6 protein-coding genes and 2 pseudogenes are annotated in these 6,998 nt (G+C 37.1%); 7 read left to right on the top strand and 1 reads right to left on the bottom strand.

The genetic code is table 11. From position 1 onward, the window contains the following. The 4 genes and pseudogenes from V7083_RS21830 to V7083_RS21815 form a co-directional block, all read left to right on the top strand. Positions 1-956, top strand: a pseudogene (locus V7083_RS21830) (hypothetical protein); the annotation flags it as partial. Positions 957-968: 12 nt separating this feature from the next. Then, positions 969-1,472: an Imm6 family immunity protein gene (locus tag V7083_RS21825; RefSeq protein WP_335482030.1), complete on the top strand. Its 504-nt coding sequence runs from the start codon at positions 969-971 to the stop codon at positions 1,470-1,472. Positions 1,473-1,963: 491 nt separating this feature from the next. Beyond that, the gene (locus V7083_RS21820) at positions 1,964-2,536 is read left to right on the top strand and encodes a YwqJ-related putative deaminase (RefSeq protein ID WP_335482032.1); all 573 of its coding nucleotides are present in this window, start codon (positions 1,964-1,966) and stop codon (positions 2,534-2,536) included. Between the two features lie 17 nt (positions 2,537-2,553). Then, positions 2,554-3,024, top strand: coding sequence for a toxin-antitoxin system YwqK family antitoxin (locus V7083_RS21815; protein WP_335482028.1), 471 nt, complete (start codon positions 2,554-2,556; stop codon positions 3,022-3,024). A 329-nt stretch (positions 3,025-3,353) separates the two neighbouring features. On the opposite strand, the gene nfi is transcribed toward V7083_RS21815, so the two are convergent. Beyond that, entirely contained in the window at positions 3,354-4,034 is a 681-nt protein-coding gene (gene nfi, locus V7083_RS21810; RefSeq protein ID WP_335482026.1) for a deoxyribonuclease V, read from the bottom strand. Between the two features lie 250 nt (positions 4,035-4,284). Here nfi and V7083_RS21805 point away from each other — a divergent pair, with 250 nt between their 5' ends. The 3 genes and pseudogenes from V7083_RS21805 to V7083_RS21795 all read left to right on the top strand — a co-directional run. Next, the gene (locus tag V7083_RS21805; protein WP_335482024.1) at positions 4,285-5,748 is read left to right on the top strand and encodes an HNH endonuclease signature motif containing protein; all 1,464 of its coding nucleotides are present in this window, start codon (positions 4,285-4,287) and stop codon (positions 5,746-5,748) included. 25 nt (positions 5,749-5,773) lie between these two features. After that, a complete protein-coding gene (locus V7083_RS21800; protein ID WP_335482022.1) occupies positions 5,774-6,229 on the top strand; it encodes a YrhA family protein in 456 nt (151 codons plus the stop codon). Between the two features lie 496 nt (positions 6,230-6,725). Then, a pseudogene (locus V7083_RS21795) lies at positions 6,726-6,947 on the top strand (recombinase family protein); the annotation flags it as partial. Positions 6,948-6,998: the final 51 nt, after the last annotated feature.

Raw genomic sequence — 6,998 nt, 5'->3', positions numbered from 1 at the left:
CGAAATTCAGCAGCACGGCCCGGCTCGCCCGCGTGGGAGAAACAGCCAGTCAGTTAGGCTTGAAGACGGGCGTAAATGCCGGTTTCCGCCAGGGTGTCAATCATATAGACAACATGATTAAAACCGCTGGCCAGCACTCAGTGACACGTTTGAAAAGCGCCTCTGCCGCAATAAAAGATGCGGCTCATGTTGTGAAAAATAAGCTGGCAAAGGATATAATAGAGACAGGAAAACTAGCCGACACCATCATGACGGGTGTTAAAAACACAATCCCATCGCCCAAAAGACTTGTGGTGACGTCAACAGGTGAAAAGGTGTATATGCCTGTTGAAAACAGCCATGGGGTTGAGAACTCGATAAGGGATTTGATTCGTAAGATTGATGGGATCAATATTGAGGGTTCTAAGGGTACGGGTGAAGATTTAAGTAAAATAGAACTTGGAAAAACAGAATTAGATGTTTTACGTCAAAAACTAAATGTACCTGAGACTCATACTATAGCTGTTGGAAAAACGGACATACCAGGACTAGAAGGGGAGATTTTTGAAGGGAGTTCAATAAAAGTTCGTAGAGAAGCTGGATTGCCTGATTTAGATGATATAATGCCTAATAGAGAAATAAGAGCTCCATATGATGGAACTAATCCACGACATATACAATTTATGAAGCATGCTGAAGAAGGAGTTATTAATGAATTTGATACGGCGTTCAAAAAATTAGGGGTTAATCCAAATGATGTGGAAGGAACTCTTGTAATACATCAGTCAAACCCAAGAGGTGTATGCTCAATATGTACGCAAGGTATGACAAATCCGAATAAAGAAGCCGGGATATTTATGCAGTTAACTAAAAAATATCCTAATTTGACAATTAAAGTTACAACTGAGGTCAAAGAAGGTATAAGGGTTTCTGGAAAGGAAAGTTTTATATTAAGAAATGGAAAATTAGTTGAGTAAATGAGGGATATTATGTTAGATACAATTGAGAAATTAGAATCAGATAGACAAGTTGCATTTTTGTTAGGGTTAAGTGAAACAGTTGTTGATTTGTTGATTTCTTCTTCAGCATATAAAGATATAAATAGCGCTATGAAAGCTTGCTGGGAATGGTTAGAAAATAAGCGATATTCTGGAGATGAAATCTATTACCTATTAGATGATGGGACAGAATTTACGGGGCTATTTATGCAAATGCAAGATGAGAAAGAACCATTAAAAGAATTAGTTTGGGGTTGCATTGTAGATGCAATATCTTTTACTAATTGGAAAGCTTATCAGTTTGATAATGAAGAATATTTACCTGCACCAATAGAAAATGTAGACGATAGTATATTACAGCAGTTTCTAGATGGTTTTTATAGGATAAAACAAAAAAATAAGGTAGTGGTTAAAGAGTTCATTAATTATTTAAAGGATAGTAATACTTCGCTAAAAAAAGATGATATTATGAACTTTTTAAAAGGGGTACAATAGAATTTAAAGCACTTGATTGTCTACATAGGCGACAAGTGCTTTTTTTTGTTAGGAATTTATGTTTTTTATGCTTTGGACTACATAAAAAATGCTATTGAAAATTCCTAACTCTTATTATGGTTGTACCATCAAAGCATTATGCTTTAATACTTGGATAGCATGAAATGTAAGATAAACGGGCGAGATGACATTTTATGGTAGAGGACCTATGACATGGCATTGACAATAAACTAACGAGATTGTGCAAGCTCGTGGTGATAAACAATGGGTAACGTGAAAGGGTGTTCTTTTACTGATTTGGATTAAAAAACTTTGGGTTGTATTTTTACTAGAGACGGTCAATAAAAGATGCGGCTAAGGTTGTAAAAAATAAGCTGGCAACGGATATAATAGAGACAGGAAAACTAGCCGACACCATCATGACGGGTGTTAAAAACACAATCCCATCGCCCAAAAGACTTGTGGTGACGTCAACAGGTGAAAAGGTGAAAATGCCTGTTGAAAACAGCCATGGGGTTGAGAACTCGATAAGGGATTTGATTCGTAAGATTGATGGGATCAATATTGAGGGGTCTAAAGGTACGGGTAAAAGTCAGATTACTGAATTGGATGATTTATTAATTAGCCGAGGATTTACGAGGGGAGAACTAGAGAAATTAGTTAAACATGTAAATGAAGAGGCGTCCGTTCTCAAAAACCTTGGTCTCACCAAAAGAGAATTAGGGGCGGCGGTATCTGGTGTTTATAACAAAAAAACAGGAAAAATTTATACGGCAATTAATAATATGGATGGGGGACTTCCGCCGGAGTTGCACCCTTTAATAGAATCAAAAATTAAAAATATGCCAAAAGATATAAGGGAAGGGTATATTAAGACACATGGAGCTGGATCACATGCAGAGGTTTATGCAATAAATAAAGCATTACTTGATGGGGCAAATCCAGAAGATATAATAGGGTATGTTGTTAAATCTGGAGGGACAGTTAAACCATTAGGTGATCCATTTCCAATGTGTCCACACTGTTCTTATATTCTTCAAGACTTTTTTATTGTATCTAGCTAGTTGTAGGAGTGGTTGAATTGGAAAAGTTAAATATTAATGATTTAAATATTATGACAAAGGAAGAAGTTGTAAATTTAGGAATTGAGTTTACAGATGATATCTGTTATTCAGGTCAATATGGGGATCAAGTTTTCGATAAGCCAATGGAAGAAGGCGGAGCAGCTATAACCGGAATATTATACGAGAAAAATCCAAATGATACATTAGCATATTACAGTTTTTATGAGAATGGTATTCCGCATGGAGTAACAGTGGAATTTTATCAAAATGGTAAGGTTAGAGAACATAAATACATGGAAAAAGGAACAATAACAGGTAGAAGTATTTCATGGTTTGATAGCGGTAAAATAAAATCCGTTATAGATTACAAATATGGGTTTAGATTACATTCTAGAGAGTGGGATGAAAACGGAAACTTAATTAAAGTAAAACAAGAGCCAACTGCTTTTGAGAAGGAAATGATTACTAAATATGATTTGGAAGCTTAAAGAATTGTTATAAGAAATACAAAGCGAACAGCTTGATAAGAACCTTTTGGAAAACTGTGGAGTAGGATGATATAAAGAGATAGAGACATGGATAATAATTGACAAACTTTCCTGTTATTTGTGACAGAATAACTAGTTAAGGAAGCCTTTATATGATAAAGCAATAATTGTTAACAGAATCTTTGAGAGTAAATCGGTTCAGAAAGATACCTTTTTCTATTATGATACGAGGCGGGAAACTACTTTAGGATATAAGGATTGATAGGGTTTATTATGGCTCTTTACAGACTAAGATGGACGATTTTCGCCCATCTTTTTTATTTGCAAAATTAATGGTTGTGAAATGACATGGTTTTTTTCACCAGCTGATCAGCTTGCCGAGTCGTTTCAGGCAACCGGAAATTTGGTGAGAGTTTGAGTATCAATTCGCAGGAGGTAGTTAAGGATATACGATGGCCGATGGAAACAAATATGGGATTAATATTCTTCTGCGTTCTTAATACATTGCCTATGATTTCATGGTTGTCTACTAATGGAGAGGAGGCACCCCTATATGAATCGGGTTCTGTAAAATTGCCTATCAACTTAGTTTTTCCACACCCGATGGTAGGTATATCATATAGGACCCCCAAATGGCAAGCTAATCCAAACCTTCTAGGGTGGGCGATTCCCTGTCCATCGCAAACAATTAATTGAGGCATGGTCTTAATCTCTTCAAATGCCTTAATAATCGGAGGAAGCTCTCGGAACGAAAATAAACCTGGGATATACGGGAACCTAACTGTATCTTCAAAGACAACAGATTCCACTACTTTTAATGAATCAAATTCTAAAATGACAATCCCTGCAATTACAGTGTCGGTATTTTTGCTATAAGCAACATCTATTCCCGCGACATGAAGGATTGGGTCAAGCCTATCTTCGGTAATGATTCTTTGAGCTAAGTTTCGCTGTAATTCAATGGCCTCCATCATATTTAAGTTCCATTTATGCTGTAATTGGGTATTCAATATGAATTCCTCCAAGAATTTTTAGAACTGTCACTTTTATATTATTCAATTTTATTTAAGTCGTCAAAAAAGTGGAGCTCTGTTAGGATTAGGTGGTGCTGAGGTACTAGAGAACTTAAAGAAGGTCAAATTTAAAGGGATATATCATCACTCACTTTATGGGGCCTGTTCAGTAAGGACACCTGAACCTCTACGTTAGGTGCTTTTTTTTGTGCCAGATTGTTAATATTTTTCTAGGAAGGTTGAGAATGTGGCTGACCGGACCATTACTAAACAAGTCTTTGAATATATGGATGCGTTTGTGGAAGCAATGCGGAACTTAACGATTTCCAACTACACCACCAAAAACCGGATTGGGGCAACGGAAACTCAGTTCGTCTATGGCGGCTATGGTGCCTCGCAGTCTTTCGAGGTCCCGAAGACGGAAGTAAGCATCGATGATTTGTTTAATGCGGATAATTTTTATGCCGGACAAATGAACCTGGAATATGACGCGTGGAAGGAACTGAACCCCGACCAAGATTTCACTCAAGAAGAATACCAGCAAGCAGCCCTAAACACTCGTGCATTCCAATATGAATCGATCCGCAACCAACAGGAAAACAAGGAATTTTGGGTGCAAGTAGGAGCGTTAGTTGTGATTGTCGGAGCGACCCTAATCTGTCCTCCAGCAGGCATAGCTTTAGGAGCTTTATATGGTGCGGCAGAATTGGGTTCCGCCGTATCGGGCAAGGATTGGGTATCAGGCAGGGAACTGGGGACAGGAGAACGGTGGTTCCGCGGTGTATTGGCACCTTTGGACATTGTTCCGGGTGTGAGCGGCCTGGCGAAATTCAGCAGCACGGCCCGGCTCGCCCGTGTGGGAGAAACAACCAGTCAGTTAGGATTGAAGACGGGTGTAAATGCTGGTTTCCGCCAGGGTGTCAATCACATAGACAACATGATTAAAACCGCTGGCCAGCATTCAGTGTCACGTTTGAAAAGCGCCTCTGCCGCAATAAAAGATGCGGCTCATGTTGTGAAAAATAAGCTTGCAAAGGATATAATAGAGGCAGGGAAACTAGCCGACACCATCATGACGGGTGTTAAAAACACAATCCCTTCGCCCAAAAGACTTGTGGTGACGTCAACAGGTGAAAAGGTGAAAATTCCTGTTGAAAACAGCCATGGGGTTGAGAACTCGATAAGGGATTTGATACGTAAGATTGATGGGATCAATATTGAGGGGTCTAAGGGTACGGGTAAAGTGGCAACGACGGATAGTCGTCCTGATTTTGTTGGTAAATTAAAAGGTGAGGAAGTCAAACTTCCTAATGTTAAAACAGAAAAGGTCACGTTTAATAAAAGAAATCCCAATTACACAGCTCAATTGCGAAAGGATTTTAATATGGTCAGGAAAGACTTGATGAAATCTATGGCTGATAATCCTGAAAAAATAAAAGAATTAAAAAAAGCTGGAATTTCAGATAATGATATTGAAGATATGATGGAATACGGACTAGTTCCTGACGGTTGGCAAGTCCATCATAAAATCCCTTTGGATCAAGGTGGTACTAATGAAGTGGAAAACTTAGTTCTAATAAAAAACCATCCATATCACAAGGTTATTACAAATGAGCAAAATTCATTAACAAAGGGTATGAAACCTGGGGACAGTAAGATAGTAGATTTTCCTATTCCAGAAGGAGACATTTATCCTCCTAAAAAGGAATAAATAATATTTAAAAGGTGGTTATTATATGTGGAGAGAGCAAGTTAGTCAGATTTCCAAAATAAGAGAAAAACGAAATCGAAAACTCAATTTACCTACCAATGAAAACGAGTTATCAGGATTTCGTAAATCTGTAGTAGAAAAATTTGGTGAAGATATACTGCCACAACAATACTATGAATTTTTACAAACAGTTAATGGAATTGAATTTAATGGACTTAAAATATATGGGATTGACCAAAATTTTTTGGATTCTAAGCCAATAAATCAGGTGGATAGTTTTTTTGATGCCAATGAAACATGGGAGTCAATTAAAGACGAAGATGAGCTAATTTTTTTTGGAGATTCAGATATAGCTTGGTATTGTTATAATGTTTCTAAAAAAAGTTTTGTCGAACTAGATAAGCCTTCAGGTGAGCATATGGAAACTTTTTGCGATTTTGATACTATGCTTGAATCTGCTTTTTCTGTAGCACTTAGTTAAATCTGGTTATTTATTATTGGATTTGGTAAAGAAAGAAATTGAAGATTATAAATCACTATTTCTGACCTTGATTGGCTCATGCCTTTCAAGGTTTTTTGATTATTAAATAAATGGTTAATATTTGATTAAATATAGACACACTAGTCATGTATAAAAAGGGAAGAGATAATAACAATGATTTGTTTGAGAATCGAGAGCCCATGATGGTAGTACCATCATGGAGTTTAATTCCTATACTGGGCTATGAAGAAAAGTGTGAGAATTTGGCGAGATGACATTTTATATGGCAGGGGTACTAATGACTTTGACTAACTAACAAACTAACGAGAATGACAATGCTTATAGCGATAAACAATGGATAATGTGAAAGAGTGTTCTTAAATTGCCTTGGCTTTAAAGTTTTGGTTGTAATATTACTAGGGACGGTCGTATAATACTCGCTATTCGTTTAAATACGTTACGAAAATTACAATTTATGTAACGGGAGGGTGAAAAGCTGAACGTTGTTGGGTATATACGAGTCTCAACTCAAGGGCAGGCAAGAGATGGATATAGCTTGAAATATCAAGAAGATGAAATTAAAGCATATTGTGAAGAGAATAACTTGAACTTGATTCATATTTTTGGAGATGAAGGAATTAATGGCGTAAAACTAAATGAAGAAGCATTAGAAATAGACAGGGTGGGCTTACAGGGGATGTTGGCTCACCTTTCGTCTGTCCTTATTAGACCAATACCAACGACTTGAAATGTGCATTCCAATATGAAT

The organism is Bacillus sp. JJ1764 (genome assembly GCF_036962145.1).
In the GTDB taxonomy this organism is placed as follows: Bacteria; Bacillota; Bacilli; order Bacillales; family Cytobacillaceae; genus Neobacillus.
This window is presented reverse-complemented; position numbering and strand designations above follow the sequence as displayed.